We start from the raw sequence: 13,119 nt of genomic DNA on the forward strand, positions 1-13,119 counted from the left end.
AACACCACTGCCTGTTGAGTGATGTTCCCGGTCTCACCTATTAGACCGTCTTTGACGATCATGCGCTAGACATCGTTTCGATGCCAACCGACACGCACGGATGTGTCAGGTACCCGATACCGTGGTCGGACGTGACCCGCAGCCGCGCCGAAGACCCTCCGAAGGCGGCGCTCGCCGGCCTGGCCGGGACCGCCTCGCAACGCCGTGACCTGCTCGTTTGGGTGGCCATCGCGTTGGCGGGGCTCGGCCTGACCGCCATCGCCGTACGCACCGGCGCGCACCTCGGGACGGCGAGCGCGCCATTTCTCGGTCGGTACGGATTGTCACTCGGTCTGGCTACGATCCTCGCCCCGATCGTGGCGGGCGTGGTGCTATTTGGTGCCTTGCGCGTGGGCCACAACGGCGCCACCTGGTTCGAACGCGCACCGTTCGGGCGCGTTCTCACGCTCAGCTACGGCGCGTCTTTTCTCTGGTGCGCGACACTCGCGCTCGTCGATGGAGCCGCGGGATTCACACGGTCGCTACGGTCCGCGAGCAACTATCTGACTGACGTGCCCGCCGTCGGCGACGACCCGGGCGCGTACCTGCGCACGTTCGTGGCGGATGCCGCCGGGCATTCGGTCGCCGCGCGGGGTCACCCGCCGGGCCCGGTGCTGCTCCTGTGGTGGTTCGAGCGGCTGGGCCTCACCGACCGGCTCGCCCTGGGCGTCGCGTTGACCGCCGTCGGGGCGGTGCTCGTGCCGGTCGTGCTCGCCGCCGTGCGGGGCGTCTGCGGCGACCTGGCCGCCCGCCGGTACGCGCCGGTGCTCATCCTCGCCCCGTACGCGGTGTGGGTGGCGGTCAGCGCCGAGGTGGTCGTGGCCGTGCTGGGCGCCGTGGCGGTGCTCGCCGCCGTGCGGGCAAGCGACGCGCACCGGTCGGGGCTGCGCGCCGCCGGCTGGGCGCTCGGGTCGGGGCTGCTGCTCGGCCTGGCCGCCCTGTTCTCGTACGCCGCGCCGTGGCTCGGCCTGTCGGCCGTGTGCCTGTACTTCGCCCGCCGGCGCGCGTTCCTCAACGTGGCGACCGGGCTGGGCGCGCTCGTGCCGGTCCTCGCGGCCCGGGCCGCCGGGTTCTCCTGGTTCGGCGGGCTGCTCGCGGCGCGCACCGACTACGCGACGCGGGTGGAGCCGCACCGGTCGGTGCTGTGGTGGAGCGCGCTGAGCCTGGTCGCGCTCGTGGTCGCCTGCGGGCCGGCGCTCATCGCCAGCGCGCGCAAGATACGGCGTACGCCCGGGTGGCCTTTTCTGGTGGGCGCGGGCGCCGCGGTGGTCGTCTCGCTCGCCGCGGGCCTGGCCCGCGGCGGCGTGGAGGCCGCCTGGCTGCCGTTCTTCCCGTGGCTGACCGTGGCGGCGATCGCCCCGCACCGCCAGGGCCCGGGGTCGGAACCGACCCCGTTGCTGCTGGTCGCGGTCGGCGCCCTGACCGCCGTCATCATCGAGGCGGTCCTGGCGACCCCCTGGTGATTACGCGAGTTCCACCAGTTCAAGCAGGTCGTCGCTCCAGGCGTCCTCGTCGCCGTCGGGCAGCAGGATCGCCCGGTCGGGCTTGAGGGCCTGCACCGCGCCCGCGTCGTGGGTGACCAGGACGATCGCGCCCGGGTAGCGGGCGATCGCGTCGAGGACCTGCTCGCGGCTGATCGGGTCGAGGTTGTTCGTCGGCTCGTCGAGGAGCAGCACGTTCGCGCCCGAGCAGACCAGCTGCGACAGCGCGAGCCGGGTCTTCTCGCCGCCGGAGAGCACGCCGGCGGGCTTGTCGACATCGTCGCCGGTGAACAGGAAGGCGCCGAGGATCTTGCGCAGGTCCGTGTCCGTCATGGCGTCCGCGCCGGCGTTCGACGCGGCGGAGCGCATGTGTTCCAGGATCGTGCGGTCGACGTCGAGGGTCTCGTGCTCCTGGGCGTAGTAGCCCAGGCGCAGCCCGTGCCCCGGGATCACCTCGCCGGTGTCGGCCTCCAGGATGCCGGCGAGCATGCGCAGCAGGGTGGTCTTGCCGGCACCGTTGAGGCCGAGGATGGCCACCCGCGACCCGCGGTCGACGGCCACGTCCACGTCGCAGAAGATCTCCAGGCTGCCGTACGACTTGGACAGGCCCTTCGCGGTGAGCGGGGTCTTGCCGCACGGGGCGGGCGTCGGGAACCGCACCTTGACCACGCGGTCGCTGGTGCGCTCCTCCTCCAGACCGGTCAGCAGGCGCTCGGCGCGGCGGGCCATGTTCTGCGCGGCGACGGTCTTGGTGGCCTTGGCGCGCATCTTGTCGGCCTGCGCCATGAGCGCGCCGGCCTTCTTCTCCGCGTTGGCGCGCTCGCGGCGCCGGCGGCGCTCGTCGGTCTCGCGCTGCTCCAGGTACGTCTTCCAGCCGACGTTGTAGACGTCGACGACGCTGCGGTTCGCGTCGAGGTACCACACCTTGTTGACCACGGCGTCGAGCAGGTCGACGTCGTGGGAGATGACGATGAGGCCGCCCTTGTGGCCGGACAGGAAGCCGCGCAGCCAGGTGATCGAGTCGCCGTCGAGGTGGTTGGTCGGCTCGTCGAGCAGCAGGATGCCGCCGCCGGTGGCCGCCGCGTCGCGGAACAGGATGCGGGCCAGCTCGATGCGCCGGCGCTGGCCGCCCGACAGCGTGCCGATCGTCTGGGCGAGCACCCGGTCGGGCAGGCCCAGGTTGGCGCAGATGCGGGCGGCCTCGGCCTCGGCCGCGTAGCCGCCGAGCCCGGCGAACTGGTCCTCCAGCGCGCCGTAGCGGCGCACCAGCTTGTCGGTCGGGTCGTCGGCCAGCTTGGCCTCGAGCTGCTTCATCTCGGCGAGCAGCACGTCGAGGCCGCGCGCGGACAGCACCCGGTCGCGGGCGGTCACGTTCAGGTCGCCGGTGCGCGGGTCCTGCGGCAGGTAGCCCACGGGGCCGCGGCTCTCCACGGCGCCGGCGTGCGGGGTGCCCTCGCCGGCGAGCACCTTCAGCGTGGTGGTCTTGCCCGCGCCGTTGCGCCCGACCAGACCGATGCGGTCGCCGGGCTGCACGCGCAGGTTCGTCTCGCCGAGGAGGATGCGCGCGCCCGCGCGCAGTTCCAGGCCGGTGGCAGTGATCATCTCAGGGGGCTCGCTCTCGAGTGCGTGACGACCGACTACGGACAGACGGAAGCACCGCCCGGCTGTGGTGATTCGCCGGTCGGTGCGGGAGCGGTCAGTCTTCGCAGCGCAGCACGGGTTAAGTGTAGCCGGCCGACCAGTCATGATCACGAGCGGTTACCAAACCAAGATCATCGGGTACTGGCTGACAGCGTCGCCGTACGCACAAGCTGACGATTGTTGTGAGACACCCCACACCCCCCTGGAGTGACGACATGGAGCTGAACGAGAACGCCGAAGCCGACACCAGTCAGGTCACCGACCGGCGCGGGAGCGGCGGCGGGCTCGGCGGGATCCCCATCCCGATCGGCGGCCTGGGCGGCGGCATCGGCGGCCTGGTCGTGCTGGCCCTGCTGGTGATCGGCGGCTTTGTGGGCGGCAACACACTCTTCGGCGGCGAGGGCGACAACGGCAACATCGAGGAGTCGTGCTCCACCGCCAACCCCGACCGGCTCAAGAACGCCGACTGCCGCAACCTGCTCTACGTCAACTCGATCCAGGCCTACTGGGAGAAGGCGCTCCCCGAGTCGTTCGGCGAGCAGTACCAGCAGGCGGACACCAACTTCTTCTCCCAGGCGGTGAGCACCGGCTGCGGCAACGCCGACAGCGGCGTCGGGCCGTTCTACTGCCCCCAGGACGACCAGGTGTACATCGACCTGACCTTCTACAACGAGCTGGCGAACCGGTTCGGTGCCGACGGCGAGTTCGCCCAGCCCTACGTCCTCGCCCACGAGTACGGCCACCACGTCCAGGACCTGCTCGGCACGGAGGCCGACGTGCGCCGCCAGATGGAGCGCGACCCGGGCAACCAGAACGCGCTGTCGGTGAAGCTGGAGCTGCAGGCCGACTGCTACGCGGGCGTCTGGGCCAAGCACGCGACGGAGACGACCAGCAGGAGCGGCAAGCCGATCTTCAAATCGATCACCCAGGCCGACATCGACCAGGCCCTGGACGCGGCGGCGGCGATCGGCGACGACGCGATCCAGAAGAAGATGGGCGGCTCGGTCGACGAGTCCAAGTTCACCCACGGCTCGTCGGCGCAGCGCAAGCAGTGGTTCACGACCGGCTACCAGTCCGGCGACCCCAAGTCCTGCAACACCTTCGCCTGACGCTCACCCACCGCCGCGCGGTCCCGCGCTATGGCGCCATAGACCTGGAATGCGACCCCCGATTCCAGCGCTATGGCGCCATAGCCAGGTTGTCGGCGGGAGGTCGGGGGTCGTCGTCCGGGTCGGCTTCGGCCAGGGAGAGGGCGGGTTTTCTCGCTTCGGCCGTCGGGATGACCACGTCGCCGGCGGAGGAGACCACGACGCACCAGGTGCCGACCACCGGTTCGCCGTAGAGGGTCGCGACGTTGCCGAGGTCGTGGCGGGCCAGCTCCTTCGGGCGCACCGGGATCTCGACCGCCCAGTACGGGTCGGCCAGCGGGCCGACGACCAGGACGCCGTTGTAGACGTCGGCCACACCGACCTCACGCGCCGGTTGGGGCATGCGGAAGAACCGGCGGACGGCCCAGTGGTCGGCCACGATCCAGCCCACGGCGCCCACGGCGAGCGCGCCCGCGCCGCCGGTCACGACGTACCAGGCGCTCAGGTCCTCGGGCGGTGCCCCGTCCGCGGCGAGCAGGTCGGCCGCGTCCTGGGCGTGGCGGGCGAACCACCCGAACATCGCCGCCACGGCGGCCGCCCCGGCGACGAACCACCAGCGCCACGCGTCCGGCCAGGACACCCGCCGGGGCCTCGGCGGGACCGCCGTCTCGGGAGCGCGGACCAGCCACGCGACCTCCTCGGTGGCCGGCCGCGACGTCGCCGCGTACACGGCGACGAGCGCGTAGAGCACGACGGCGACGGATGCCCGCCAGTGCACCGGGTAACCCATCCAACCGTCGAGGGCACACCAGCCGACCGCCACCGCCACGCTCAGGACGGCGGCGACCACCCGGTTGAGGAACACGACGACGGGCAGTGCGAGCACCACGCCGACGCCGATCGCGAAGGCCACCGAGGCGCCGCAGGAGAACCCGGTCCCGCACATCCGGTCGGGCAGGTCGCTGCCGACGGCGCACAGCGTCACGACCGTGGCGACGACGGCCCACGCCCGGGGCAGCCGGTACGACCGGACGGGAAGGTCAATGCCGGGCATGCCCGAACGATACTGACCTCACGCCAACGTCCCATCCCGCAGGTGTGGCGAATTCGGACCGGATAGCGACCCCCTATTCGCCACGCCCCCTACGCGCGGTCGTCGATGAGGATCGGGACCGCGCGGGCGCGGCGGGCCGCCTCCTGCAGGACGACCAGGCGCGGCTCCGGCACGTCGAGCAGGCGTGGGGCGCGCAGTGCCGCGACGGCCGCCAACCGGGGGTCGGCGAGCACCGCGTCCACCGCGCGCCGGTCGCCGCCCGTCACGACGGCCGCCAGGTTTCCGACGACGGGGACGAGCAGGCGGACGACCAGGTCTGCGGCGTCCCCGGCGGCCGCCTTGGCCTGGTTGTCGCGGCGGCGGGCGAAGCGCTGCTGGGACCAGCCGCCCGCGGCGGTGCGGCCCTGCACGTAGTGGCTGTCGACCTTGGACGCCTCCAGGGACTCGCCGAGCGCCACCCCGACCGCGACGGCGCCCTTGCGGGCGAGCAGCAGGCCCACCCGCCGCACCACCGCGGCGTCGGTGACCAGCGCCGCGAGGCTCGCCGGCGCGGCCGCCCCGGGCGGCGGGTGCAGGACCGCCGTCGAGCCGTCGGGCGCCGCGAGCTCCACGGCGTACCCCCGGATGGTTTCGACGGGCGTGCCGTGGCGCTCGGAGAACGTGGCCAGCCACTTCGGCAGCCGGGCCGGGTCGACCTCGACCCAGCGCGGTCCCGCCGGCCGCCCGCTCACCGGGTCAGGGCCGCCAGCGCGAGATCCACGTCGGCGACCGTGTTGTAGACGTGGAAGGAGGCGCGCACGCGCCCGGCGCGGACGGCGGCGCGCACGCCGGCGGCCGCGAGGCGGTCCTCGGCGCCCGGGACGTCGACGCACACGATGGCGCTATCACCCGGCGGCAGGCCGAGCCCGGCCCGGAACCGGTTGGCGAGCGACAGGTCGTGGTCGTGGATCGCCGCGACGCCGAGCTGCTCGACGACCTCCAGGGCGGGCGCGGTGCCGACCCAGGCGAGCCAGGCCGGCGAGATGTCGAACCGGCGGGCCGTGGTGGCCAGCCGCAGCGGCAGCCCGTAGTAGGAGCCGTGCGGGTCGTCGCCGGCGTACCAGCCGGCGGCGATCGGCCGGAACCGGTCGCGGACCTCCGGGCTGAGATAGGCGAACCCGGTCCCACGCGGGGACATGAGCCACTTGTACGCCCCGACGACCACGACGTCCGCGAGCGCGGCGTCGAACGGCAGCCAGCCGCACGCCTGGGTGGCGTCGACGACCGTCAGCGCGCCGGCGGCGCGGGCCACCCGGCACACCTCGGTGTAGTCGGCGACCTCGCCGGTGGCGGACTGCACCAGGCTGAACGCGACCACGTCCGCGTCGGCGGCCGCCTCGACCAGCCCGGACACCGGCACCGTGCGCACCCGCACGCCCCGGTCGGCGTGCACCATCCAGGGGAACAGGTTGGACGTGAAGTCGATGTCGACGCAGACCACCCGGCTGCGGTCGGGGATCGCGGCCGCGACGGGCGCGAGCAGCTGCGACACCTGCGACCCGACGGCCACGTCGGTGGCGTCGACGCCGACGATGCGGGCGAACGCCGCCCGGGCGCGGGCGGTCGAGGTGTCCCACCCCTCCCAGGACACCCGGCCGGTGCGCCAGTCGTCGGTGGCCACCGCGAGCTCGTCGATGGCCTGCTGGGGCGGCAGGCCGTAGGAGGCCGTGTTCAGCCAGCCCGGGACGGGCTGCCACCAGTGTTGCGCCGACTCGATGTCCACGTCGCCAGTCTGCCACCGGCCGCATCTGAAATTCTGGGCCCGTGCACGAGGCGTTCCTCACCCGGCTGGCCGCGGCGTTCGAGGCGGCCCGCGACCCCGAACGGGCGGTCGCGATGCGGGCCTACATGCGAGACCAGTTCCCGTTCCTGGGCATCGGCGCGCCGGCCCAGAAGACCCTCGTCCGGGCCGCCCTGACGGGACTGGGCGCGCCGACCGGGGACGACCTGCGCGCGCTCGCGCTCGCCTGCTGGGACCTGCCCGAGCGGGAGTACCAGTACGCGGCCTGCTTCGTGCTGCGCCGCTTCGTCAAGCGGTGCCCGGCCGGGTTCCTGCCGACCGCGCGGACGCTCATCACCACGAAGTCGTGGTGGGACTCCGTCGACGCGCTCGCCGCGCACACCGTCGGCCCGCTCGTCGCCGCCCATCCGGAACTGGGCGAGGTCATGGACCGGTGGATCACCGACGACAACCTGTGGGTGGCGCGCACGGCGCTGCTGCACCAGCTGCGCTACGGCGCGGCGACCAACGAGGAGCGGCTCTTCGCCTACTGCGTGAAGCAGTCGGGTCACAGGGACTTCTTCATCCGCAAGGCGATCGGCTGGGCGCTGCGGGAGTACGCCCGGACGGACCCGGAGGCGGTCCGCGCCTTCGTCGCCCGTACCCCCTTGTCCCCGCTGTCGGTCCGCGAGGCGATGAAGCATATGAATCTTGGGGCCAAACCGCACCGGTAGGTACGGTTTGGCCCCAAGATCCTGTGGGGGACCCGAGGAAAGTCAGACGGCCGCCGGTTCGGGGGCCTTGGCGGGAGCGCCGCCGTGTTCGGCGTCCAGGGCCAGTTCCTCGGCGTCCGGCTCGCGCGGGGCCGGGCGGGTCAGCGCGAACAGCCCGCAGACCAGGGCGAGGAACAGGTAGCCCAGCGCCACCGGCCCGTTGGCGTTCCACGCGACCTCGGGCGCGTGGATGAGACCGACGAACGACAGCAGCGCCGCGACCGCCGCGAAGATGGCGGCCATGAGGAAACGTTTGTCGATGATGAACGCGACGATCGCGCCCAGCAGCAAGCCGACCAGGATGGCGCCCTGGCCGAGCGTGTTGAGGCCGGCGTAGAAGACGCCGGCGTTGGCCAGCGCCTCGTCGCCGACGGCGGCCGCGCTCGTGCCGGCCGCGCCGAGCACGTTGTCGATCAGGCCGGCCGCCCACGAGGCGATGTTGGGTATCAGCGCGGCGACCACGGCGGCCGCGTGGATGCGCGGCGTGTGCTGGAACGCCTGGGCGCCGATGAGCAGGCCGATGTAGAGCAGGATCGGCACGATCGCCGGCAGCGGCAGGACCGCCCCCAGGAGCCCGAACAGCCCGAAGAAGCAGAGCAGCGCGATCGCCACCCCGGTGGCCATCGAGTACCCGCTGCGTCCGCCCGCCTTCTTCCAGCCGGGGTGGCCGATGTACACGGCCGGCGGGAACGGCGAGCCGAGGCAGGCGCCGACGAGCGCGCCCGCGCCGTCGGCGAGCAGCACGCTGCGAAGGTTGTAGCTGTCCCCCGCCGCCGCCGCGCTCTCGACGTTCGACATGCCCTCGGTGAAGTTGTAGACGCCCAACGGGATGGCGGTGGCCAGCAGCGGCCCGATGTCGGACAGCCCGGCGCCGAGCAGGTCGAAGTGGAAGCTGGGGAACGCGAACGCGATGTCCTTGGCCGCCGCGGACACGTCCGGCGCGGACATGACGCCGCCGACCCAGGCGATCGCCGTGCCGACGAGCAGGGCGGCCAGGCTGATCGGGATGTTGCCGGGCAGCCTGATGTCGGTGAGCAGGCCGATGAGCAGCAGCGCGAACACCGGCAGCGCGACCCACGCGAGCGCCCACATGCGGGCGGCCGGCAGCATCGAGATGAAGGTGACGGAGATGCCGGCAAGCGTGCCGAGCAGCGCGGCGCGCGGCGCGAACTTCCGGATGTACGGCCCGACGAACGCCCCGATGAGCACGATGACGCCGATGATGAACGCCCACGCGAGCCCCGCCTCCCAGGCGCGCACGGCGTCCTTGGTCTGCAGGTAGATCGGCAGCATGATCAGGAACACGACGATGAACATGTGCGGGACGCTCGGCCCGTACGGCATCGCCGTGACGTCGGCGCGGTTCTCCCGGACCGCGAGCCGCCGCGCCAGGACGGTGTAGTAGATGTTGCCGGCCACGAGCGCGATGCCGAGCGCCGGCAGGATCGTGCCGTACACGTCGCCGGCGGGCAGGTGCACGACGCCGATGCACAGCGCGGTCAGCGTGAGGACGTTGACCAGGACGTTGATGCCGAGTCCGGAGAACGCGTTGGTGTCGCCGCGCACCCAGAGGGGCAGATTCGGGTCGAGTTTGAGGGTCGGGAGTTTGACCATGGCGCACTCCTCGCGTCAGACGGGAACCTCGGCCTCCCGCAGGGCCGCCATGAAGTCGGTGGACGTGGCGACCCAGCCGAAGATGCCGCCCTGTGCGGCGACCATCTCCAGGCCGATGCGTTGGAACTCGGGGAAGTAGGAACCGACGCAGTCGGACAGGACCAGGCACTCGTACCCCCGGTCGTTGGCCTCCCGCACGGTGGTGTGCACGCACACCTCGGTGGTGACGCCGACCACGACGAGGCTGGTGATGCCCTTTTCGGCGAGCAGGTCGCCGAGTTCGGTGGCGTAGAAGGCGCCCTTGCCGGGCTTGTCGATGACGGGCTCGCCGGGCTGCGGCGCGAGTTCGTCGACGATGTCGTGGCCCTCCTCGCCGCGGATGAGGATGCGCCCGCGCGGGCCGGGGTCACCGATGCGCATGCTCGGCTTGCCGCGCCGGAGCTTGGCGGGCGGGCAGTCGGAGAGGTCGGGCAGGTGGCCCTCCCTCGTGTGGATGATGAAAAGGCCGAGCTCGCGGCACCCGGCGAGCAGCGCCTCGGTCGGCGCGATCGTGCGACGCAGCTGCTCGACGTCGTTGCCCAGGCTCTCCCCGAAGCCGCCCGGCTCCAGGAAGTCGCGCTGCATGTCGATGACGACGAGCGCCGTGGTCGCCGGGTCGAAGCTGAACGGATAGGGAAGAGCCGGAACCGTTGCCGACATTGCGGACCCTCGATTCGTTGGATCCCAAGTTGGATACAACCGATTGTCAGCGGCTTCGTTTCCGCCTCGGCCTTGTCTTGTAACGTAACGATGACGGGGCACGATCATCCGATGTGGACTGATTGCGTGCGTGCCACAGGCAATCACGCCTGCCAACTCACACGGGGAACGTGATGAGACAACGCGTCATGTCATCCATCGCAGGCTTGGCCCTGCTCGTCGCTGGCGTCGTCCTACCGGCGACTCCCGCCCACGCCGCGGGCACCATCGGGTGGACGGTGACGAATACGGCGACTGAGACAAAGATCGAAGCTCGCCTCTACCAGACCGGCAGCGGCACGACGTATCTCGGTTACGTCAGCGTGATCCCGGGCTTCACCCACACCTTCTACGTGGTGACCGTCTGCGACCTCGCCGATGACGGGTGGCCGCTCACCGCACGCATTCAGGAGACCCCGACCTCAGCGGTCTACGAGGTCCGCGACTGGGACGGCCCCGACGGCGGCTGTGGCTCCGACGGTCCTCCGACCATCCGCAAGTTCCGCGCGGCCCTGGAAGAGAACGGCAGCCCTTGGGCGACGCCACCAGCCCGCTAACGACCGACAGCCACTGCGTTAGCCCAGCAGGAGCCAACCCGCAAGGATCACGATCACCACGCTGGACAGGACGGCGGTGATCAGGCGGCCGCGGGGGCCGGTGAGGACCCGGCCCACCGCGGTGCCGCCGGCGGCCAGCAGGAACTGCCAGCTCGCGGACGCGACGAACGCGGCCACCACGAACACCACCGAGGCGGCAGGCGACCGGTCACCGGTCGCCTGCCGGCCCAGCACGAGGGCCGCGAAGTAGATGATCGTCGCCGGGTTCAGGATCGTGAGCCCGAGCAGCGCCACGTACGCCCGGCCGGGCGTGGTCAGCCCCTTGCCTCTCGTCGAGGCCGCCCGGGCGGGGTCGCGGTAGTGGCGCACGGCGGATACGGCCGTCCGCACGGCGATGACGAGCAGCGCGCCGGCGGCGATCCACCGCATCGGGGTGGCGACCGGGGCGATCGCGTTGGCCAGCGCCGCCCCGCCGAGCACGGCGGCCAGCGCGTAGATCCCGTCGGCCGTGGCCACGCCGAGCGCCGCACCTGCCCCCACCGCGAACGTCGTCCGGGCGGTCAGGCTGATGATGAGCACGGCGATGGCGCCCACCGGCACGGCGATGCCGTACCCGGCGAGCAGCCCGGAGATCAACGCGTCGGTCACGGAGGGCAACTGTGCCAGACGCGGCCCGCTGACCTCGACCGGATTAGCTCAGCGAACCGACAAGCAGGGCGTGGAAGGCGGTCATCGTCGGGACGGTTACGTCAGGTGCGAAACGGGCGGAGTTCGCGCGGCTCAGGGCGGCCGCCTCCTCGCCGGCCCGCGCCGGCGGCCGGTCGCTGTCCACCGGTGGGCCCTCCGGGGCCGCCGCGGCCGGCGGGCCGTCGTAGACGTGCACGGCCGTGGCGACGCCCGCCCGGCGCGCGCAGAGGATGCCCCGGCTGAGCTGGTCGTCCATGAACCACGCCGCGTCGGCCGGCACGCCCAGCGCGTCCAGCGCCAGGTGGGCGAAGCGCGGGTTCGGCTTGCGGATGCCCACCTCGTCGCTGAAGAGCAGCACCCCGAAGTACTCCGCGAGGCCCTCGGCCGCCAGGAACTCCCGCATCGGCGCCCCGCACAGCGTGTTGCTCACCACCGCCGCCGGCACACCGGCCGCCCGTGCCGCCTCCAGCGACTCGCGCACCCCGGGCCGGACCCCCCACGGACGCTGCGTCCAGGCGCGGACCAGCTCGGTGGCGTGCGCGCCGACGGCCGCCCGAGCCGCCGCGGGCCAGTCCCCCGCCACGAAGTCCGCCCAGAACGCCTCGTGCGTCAGCTCCTCCGGCTCGGGGGTACGGGCGAGGGCGTCACGCCACTGCGAGTACGCCCGCCGGCCAGCCGTGATGTCCGCCTCGATCTCGGCGGCGCTCAGCGCCCCGCCGGTCAGCCCGGTGACCCGGTCGACGAGGGCCGGCATCCAGTCCGCCTTGCCGGCGAAGTCGGCCAGCACGCCGCCGAAGTCGAACAGGAGCGCTCCGGGCCGTACCACCATGGGTGTGATCCTTGCGGGTGACCGGGTAACCGGCAAATCGGCGGCGACCCGGTACCGTGCCCGCATGGCGGAAAAGGTTGTCGAGATCTACACGGACGGCGCGTGCAGCGGCAACCCGGGGCCGGGCGGCTGGGGCGCGGTGCTGCGCTACGGCGCGCACGTCAAGGAGCTGCACGGCGGCGACCCCGGCCCGACCACCAACAACCGCATGGAGCTCATGGCCGCCATCGAGGCGCTGGAGCACCTCACCCGCCCGGCCGTGGTGCGCCTGCACACCGACAGCGTCTACGTGCGCACCGGCATCACCCAGTGGCTGGCCGGGTGGCAGCGCAACGGCTGGCGCACCGCCGGCAAGCAGCCGGTGAAGAACGCCGACCTGTGGCAGCGGCTGTCCACCGCGTCCGCCCGCCACCAGATCGAGTGGCTGTGGGTCAAGGGCCACGCGGGCGACCCCGGCAACGAGCGCGCCGACGCGCTGGCCAACAAGGGCGTCGCGGAGGCCCGGGGCGGGGGCGCACACTAGGCGGATGAGGTCAGCTATGGCAGACGAACCGCAGCACTCCGAAGACGCGCCACGGGAGTCCACGTCCAAGTGGCGGGCGCTGCCGGACCGGGTCCATCCGTCGGACATGGTCGAGTCCGCCCCGGAGGACCCGCCGCCGAGCACGCCCCCCGCGGCGGGCGACCCGGACACGAACTGGCTGCTCCGGTGGGGCAGCGGCGGGTAGTCGTCGACTATCCGCGCGTCCCCCGCCGGTACTCGCCGGGCGGCACGCCGTACCGGGCGACGAAGGCGCGGGTGAACTGTGGCGGGCTGGTGAACCCCCACCGCGCGGCGATGGCGTGGACGGACACGGGC

Annotated in this window: 15 protein-coding genes; 6 read left to right on the forward strand and 9 right to left on the reverse strand. The window is 72.5% G+C overall.

Annotated features, from left to right (window positions below):
- The first annotated feature begins 131 nt into the window (after positions 1 to 131).
- Positions 132 to 1,502: a hypothetical protein gene (locus tag ABD211_RS05855; RefSeq protein ID WP_344127001.1), complete on the forward strand. Its 1,371-nt coding sequence runs from the start codon at positions 132 to 134 to the stop codon at positions 1,500 to 1,502.
- Here the strand turns inward: ABD211_RS05855 and ABD211_RS05860 are convergent, their stop codons facing one another.
- On the reverse strand, positions 1,503 to 3,122 hold the full coding sequence (locus tag ABD211_RS05860) for an ABC-F family ATP-binding cassette domain-containing protein (protein ID WP_344127003.1): 1,620 nt from the start codon (positions 3,120 to 3,122) through the stop codon (positions 1,503 to 1,505).
- A gap of 254 nt (positions 3,123 to 3,376) precedes the next feature.
- Here ABD211_RS05860 and ypfJ point away from each other — a divergent pair, with 254 nt between their 5' ends.
- On the forward strand, positions 3,377 to 4,270 hold the full coding sequence (gene ypfJ / locus ABD211_RS05865) for a KPN_02809 family neutral zinc metallopeptidase (protein WP_344127005.1): 894 nt from the start codon (positions 3,377 to 3,379) through the stop codon (positions 4,268 to 4,270).
- 70 nt (positions 4,271 to 4,340) lie between these two features.
- Here the strand turns inward: ypfJ and ABD211_RS05870 are convergent, their stop codons facing one another.
- From ABD211_RS05870 to ABD211_RS05880, 3 genes are all read right to left on the reverse strand, one after another.
- Positions 4,341 to 5,303: a hypothetical protein gene (locus tag ABD211_RS05870; RefSeq protein WP_344127007.1), complete on the reverse strand. Its 963-nt coding sequence runs from the start codon at positions 5,301 to 5,303 to the stop codon at positions 4,341 to 4,343.
- A gap of 89 nt (positions 5,304 to 5,392) precedes the next feature.
- On the reverse strand, positions 5,393 to 6,034 hold the full coding sequence (locus tag ABD211_RS05875; protein ID WP_344127010.1) for an acVLRF1 family peptidyl-tRNA hydrolase: 642 nt from the start codon (positions 6,032 to 6,034) through the stop codon (positions 5,393 to 5,395).
- Positions 6,031 to 7,065, reverse strand: coding sequence for an aminotransferase class V-fold PLP-dependent enzyme (locus ABD211_RS05880; protein ID WP_344127012.1), 1,035 nt, complete (start codon positions 7,063 to 7,065; stop codon positions 6,031 to 6,033). The genes ABD211_RS05875 and ABD211_RS05880 overlap by 4 nt, the downstream gene beginning before the upstream one ends.
- Before the next feature lie 41 nt (positions 7,066 to 7,106).
- On the opposite strand from ABD211_RS05880, the gene ABD211_RS05885 reads away from it, so the two are divergent.
- Complete coding sequence (locus ABD211_RS05885; RefSeq protein ID WP_344127014.1) at positions 7,107 to 7,796, forward strand: DNA alkylation repair protein; 690 nt, start codon at positions 7,107 to 7,109, stop codon at positions 7,794 to 7,796.
- Between the two features lie 42 nt (positions 7,797 to 7,838).
- Here ABD211_RS05885 and ABD211_RS05890 read toward each other — a convergent pair whose 3' ends face one another.
- Positions 7,839 to 9,449 carry a SulP family inorganic anion transporter gene (locus ABD211_RS05890; RefSeq protein WP_344127016.1) on the reverse strand — a complete coding sequence of 537 codons (1,611 nt, stop codon included), beginning with the start codon at positions 9,447 to 9,449 and terminating at the stop codon, positions 7,839 to 7,841.
- 15 nt (positions 9,450 to 9,464) lie between these two features.
- Positions 9,465 to 10,148 (reverse strand): cysteine hydrolase family protein, encoded by a 684-nt coding sequence (locus ABD211_RS05895; RefSeq protein ID WP_344127018.1) that lies wholly within the window; start codon positions 10,146 to 10,148, stop codon positions 9,465 to 9,467.
- Positions 10,149 to 10,336: 188 nt separating this feature from the next.
- On the opposite strand from ABD211_RS05895, the gene ABD211_RS05900 reads away from it, so the two are divergent.
- On the forward strand, positions 10,337 to 10,744 hold the full coding sequence (locus tag ABD211_RS05900; RefSeq protein ID WP_344127019.1) for a hypothetical protein: 408 nt from the start codon (positions 10,337 to 10,339) through the stop codon (positions 10,742 to 10,744).
- An 18-nt stretch (positions 10,745 to 10,762) separates the two neighbouring features.
- Here ABD211_RS05900 and ABD211_RS05905 read toward each other — a convergent pair whose 3' ends face one another.
- Both ABD211_RS05905 and ABD211_RS05910 read right to left on the reverse strand, forming a co-directional pair.
- On the reverse strand, positions 10,763 to 11,392 hold the full coding sequence (locus ABD211_RS05905) for a LysE family transporter (RefSeq protein WP_344127021.1): 630 nt from the start codon (positions 11,390 to 11,392) through the stop codon (positions 10,763 to 10,765).
- A gap of 43 nt (positions 11,393 to 11,435) precedes the next feature.
- Positions 11,436 to 12,260 (reverse strand): HAD family hydrolase, encoded by an 825-nt coding sequence (locus tag ABD211_RS05910; RefSeq protein WP_344127023.1) that lies wholly within the window; start codon positions 12,258 to 12,260, stop codon positions 11,436 to 11,438.
- Between the two features lie 64 nt (positions 12,261 to 12,324).
- Here ABD211_RS05910 and rnhA point away from each other — a divergent pair, with 64 nt between their 5' ends.
- On the forward strand, positions 12,325 to 12,783 hold the full coding sequence (gene rnhA / locus ABD211_RS05915; RefSeq protein WP_344127025.1) for a ribonuclease HI: 459 nt from the start codon (positions 12,325 to 12,327) through the stop codon (positions 12,781 to 12,783).
- A 16-nt stretch (positions 12,784 to 12,799) separates the two neighbouring features.
- A complete protein-coding gene (locus ABD211_RS05920) occupies positions 12,800 to 12,988 on the forward strand; it encodes a hypothetical protein (RefSeq protein ID WP_344127027.1) in 189 nt (62 codons plus the stop codon).
- Between the two features lie 7 nt (positions 12,989 to 12,995).
- Here the strand turns inward: ABD211_RS05920 and ABD211_RS05925 are convergent, their stop codons facing one another.
- Entirely contained in the window at positions 12,996 to 13,115 is a 120-nt protein-coding gene (locus tag ABD211_RS05925; RefSeq protein WP_344127029.1) for a helix-turn-helix domain-containing protein, read from the reverse strand.
- Between the last annotated feature and the right edge of the window lie 4 nt (positions 13,116 to 13,119).

The sequence above is a fragment of the Luedemannella flava genome (assembly GCF_039528515.1).
GTDB classification, from domain to species: Bacteria; Actinomycetota; Actinomycetes; order Mycobacteriales; family Micromonosporaceae; genus Luedemannella; species Luedemannella flava.

What these genes read in the sequence shown, in the direction of transcription:
- ABD211_RS05860 (WP_344127003.1), bottom strand. Translation starts at nt 3,122, where the DNA reads ATGATCACTGCCACCGGCCTGGAACTGCGCGCGGGCGCGCGCATCCTC.
- ypfJ (WP_344127005.1), top strand. Translation starts at nt 3,377, where the DNA reads ATGGAGCTGAACGAGAACGCCGAAGCCGACACCAGTCAGGTCACCGAC.
- ABD211_RS05870 (WP_344127007.1), bottom strand. Translation starts at nt 5,303, where the DNA reads ATGCCCGGCATTGACCTTCCCGTCCGGTCGTACCGGCTGCCCCGGGCG.
- ABD211_RS05890 (WP_344127016.1), bottom strand. Translation starts at nt 9,449, where the DNA reads ATGGTCAAACTCCCGACCCTCAAACTCGACCCGAATCTGCCCCTCTGG.
- ABD211_RS05895 (WP_344127018.1), bottom strand. Translation starts at nt 10,148, where the DNA reads ATGTCGGCAACGGTTCCGGCTCTTCCCTATCCGTTCAGCTTCGACCCG.
- ABD211_RS05900 (WP_344127019.1), top strand. Translation starts at nt 10,337, where the DNA reads ATGTCATCCATCGCAGGCTTGGCCCTGCTCGTCGCTGGCGTCGTCCTA.
- ABD211_RS05910 (WP_344127023.1), bottom strand. Translation starts at nt 12,260, where the DNA reads ATGGTGGTACGGCCCGGAGCGCTCCTGTTCGACTTCGGCGGCGTGCTG.
- rnhA (WP_344127025.1), top strand. Translation starts at nt 12,325, where the DNA reads ATGGCGGAAAAGGTTGTCGAGATCTACACGGACGGCGCGTGCAGCGGC.
- ABD211_RS05920 (WP_344127027.1), top strand. Translation starts at nt 12,800, where the DNA reads ATGGCAGACGAACCGCAGCACTCCGAAGACGCGCCACGGGAGTCCACG.